Here is a 2,861-nt window from a genome sequence, read left to right as displayed (position 1 = left end):
GGCCTACGCCTTCTTCAACAAGCGCTCCCTGGAAGCCGGCATCAAGTACATGGTGCTGTCGGCCGCCGGTTCCGCGTTCCTGTTGTTCGGTATGGCCCTGCTTTACGCAGGAGCCGGCAGCCTGAGCTTCACCGGTATCGGTCACGCCCTGGCGACCACCAGCATGCCTGCGCCAATCGCCCAGTTGGGCCTGGCGATGATGCTGATTGGCCTGGCGTTCAAGCTCTCGCTGGTGCCGTTCCACCTGTGGACCCCGGACGTGTACGAAGGCGCCCCGGCGCCGGTAGCCGCGTTCCTGGCCACGGCGTCGAAGGTTGCGGTGTTTGCGGTGATGGTGCGTCTGTTCCAGATCTCGCCTGCCGCCAACACCGGCGTGCTGAGCAACGTGCTGACCATTATCGCGATTGCGTCGATCCTGTTCGGCAACTTGCTGGCCCTGACCCAGAATAACCTCAAGCGTCTGCTGGGTTATTCGTCCATCGCCCACTTCGGCTACCTGCTGATCGCCCTGGTGGCGAGCAAAGGCCTGGCTGTTGAGGCCATGGGCGTGTACTTGGTCACCTACGTGATCACCAGCCTCGGCGCGTTCGGTGTGATCACGCTGATGTCCTCGCCGTTCAAAGGCCGTGATGCCGACGCTCTGTACGAATACCGCGGCCTGTTCTGGCGCCGTCCGTACCTGACCGCCGTACTCACCGTGATGATGTTGTCCCTGGCGGGCATCCCGCTGACCGCAGGCTTTATCGGCAAGTTCTACATCGTTGCCACCGGCGTTGAAGCCCACGAATGGTGGTTGGTTGCGTCCTTGGTACTGGGCAGCGCCATCGGCGTGTTCTACTACCTGCGCGTGATGGTCACCCTGTACCTGATTGAGCCAAACCTGCGCCGTGTGGATGCCGAGCTGCACTGGGAACAGAAAGCCGGTGGCGTGATGCTGCTGGCTATCGCCCTGCTCGCGTTCTTCCTGGGTGTGTACCCACAACCGTTGCTCACCCTGGTGCAGCACGCGGTGCTGGGCGTTTGATCGCTTAGTAATATGCGGTAAACAGAACGGCGCCTTCGGGCGCCGTTTTGCGTTTCTGAGGGCAGGTAGTTTTACCCTCCCCCACTCGCGGAAATTTCCTTCTCTATCTGCCTCTGCATCTGGCATCTGCGCGCCGAAGGCGGCCGTAGGGTGGTTGCGTTTTAGGAAAGTTCCCACAGCCAGGTCACTTGACCCATGGCGAGTGGGCCACCAAACTATACGCAGGCTAAGTAGAGAACATGGATGCTCTATTTATCGAATTGCCGGCCTTCGAGCGGCATCGCAAGGACTATCTGAGTGACGAGCTTTTCCAAGGCTTTCAACAGGCGTTGATGAAAAACCCGGAAGCGGGTGACGTGATCGAGGGAACCGGCGGGTGACGCAAGGTTCGCTTCGTGGATGAGCGACGTAACAAAGGCAAACGCGGTGGCCTGCAGGTCATTTACTACGGGTGGTCGGGCGCTACGCAATTCTGGCTGTTCACCCTGTACGGCAAGCACGAACAGGACGACCTGGCTCCCCATCACAAAAAAGCCCTAAAACACATGCTGGACAGGGAAATCAAAGCGAGAACACACCATGAAACGTGAAATCTTTTCCGAACTGGTCGAAGGCTTCGACGCACTGGCTGAAAAACGCCAAGGCAAAGTCACCCTGCGCACCCACAAGGTCCGTCTCAACAACCTGGCCCCGCTGACGGCCGAAGAAGTGGTCGCCGTACGCCAACAGCTCAACCTCTCCCGTTCGGTGTTCGCTCTGTACCTGCGCACCAACGTCCGTACCCTCGAAAACTGGGAGCAAGGCCGCGCCAAGCCAAATGCCCAGGCGGCCACCTTGATTCGGCTGGTGGCGCGGTTTCCAGAAACCGTGGCGCAACTCGCTGCATTAGGTTGAGAGACTCGCCACTGCTAGCCACCCGCCACAAAAAAACGTGCCACCAAGTTACTGCACTTCAGACATGCCAATGGCCGCAGTAGCGCGTTCGAGGGGGGTTGGTGGATACAAAGGGGGCTTGATGGGGCAGTCGAATGCGGGGCGTTGGCCGCCCCGCATTCAGGCGTACGCTTAGAACGCGATACCGACCTTGAAACCGTACTCGTCACGCTTGAGCTTGGTGTTGTCGGCGACATACGAGTCATCGTCGAGCTTGTATTCGGTACGGGTGTAATACAGGCCCGCCATCACCGGCAAGTCGCCCTTCTGGTTCATCAGCAGGCTGACTTCGGCGTACGGGTTGGTGCGGTCCTTGAGGTCCACGGTGTCGCTGCCGACGCCGTCGACCTTAAGCTTGGAGCGGCCGTCGATAGTACGACGGGCGCCGGCTTCGACGCGCAGGGTCATGTCATCGAACTGGTGGTTGTAACCCAGTGCGGCCTTGGCGAACGGCGATTTGTTGGTGAGCTTGACGTCGTAATCGTTGGTGTCCGGCTCGTAGCGGGTCCAGCTGTAGCCACCACCGACAATCACGTCGACGAAGTTGCGCGCGTCCAGCGCGGCACGCCAGCCGAGGTCCAGGTCAGCCTGGCCTTCCTTGAGCGTGTTGTCGCTCTTTTCGCCATACTTGGCTTCGATACCGGCCTGGTAGATAAAGCCGGACTCAGCGGTGAGCTTGTTGCCGAAGTTGTAGAACAGGCCCGCTTCGGGCATGTGGTCCTTGTCGCTTTTGCTGCCGCCTTCAAGTTTGAAGTCGTTATAGCTGCCCTGCACACCGAGGATGGAAATCGGGCCGGTGGACGGTGCGGCGAACACCACGGCAGGCGCGGCGACCAGCGCCAGCAGCGAGGAACCCTTAAGCAGTTTTCCGAATAGCTTGGAAATCGTTTTACATCTCCTTGTT

Annotated in this window: 3 protein-coding genes and 1 pseudogene; 3 read left to right on the top strand and 1 reads right to left on the bottom strand. The window is 59.7% G+C overall.

What is annotated here, in order from left to right:
• The 3 genes and pseudogenes from nuoN to E0F99_RS29550 form a co-directional block, all read left to right on the top strand.
• Positions 1 to 1,024: NADH-quinone oxidoreductase subunit NuoN (gene nuoN, locus E0F99_RS29560; protein WP_130909124.1), on the top strand; the 1,024-nt coding region annotated here is incomplete at its 5' end.
• A 239-nt stretch (positions 1,025 to 1,263) separates the two neighbouring features.
• Positions 1,264 to 1,614: pseudogene (locus E0F99_RS29555) on the top strand (toxin).
• Positions 1,604 to 1,918: a helix-turn-helix domain-containing protein gene (locus tag E0F99_RS29550; protein WP_083357961.1), complete on the top strand. Its 315-nt coding sequence runs from the start codon at positions 1,604 to 1,606 to the stop codon at positions 1,916 to 1,918. The pseudogene E0F99_RS29555 and the gene E0F99_RS29550 overlap by 11 nt, the downstream one beginning before the upstream one ends.
• A gap of 171 nt (positions 1,919 to 2,089) precedes the next feature.
• Here the strand turns inward: E0F99_RS29550 and E0F99_RS29545 are convergent, their stop codons facing one another.
• Positions 2,090 to 2,842: an outer membrane beta-barrel protein gene (locus E0F99_RS29545; protein ID WP_083357960.1), complete on the bottom strand. Its 753-nt coding sequence runs from the start codon at positions 2,840 to 2,842 to the stop codon at positions 2,090 to 2,092.
• Positions 2,843 to 2,861 lie beyond the last annotated feature (19 nt).

Origin of the sequence: Pseudomonas antarctica (assembly GCF_900624995.1) — a bacterium.
Lineage (GTDB): Bacteria > Pseudomonadota > Gammaproteobacteria > Pseudomonadales > Pseudomonadaceae > Aquipseudomonas > Aquipseudomonas antarctica.
Note: the sequence above shows the minus strand (reverse complement) of the source record. Positions and strands in the feature narration are given on the sequence as shown.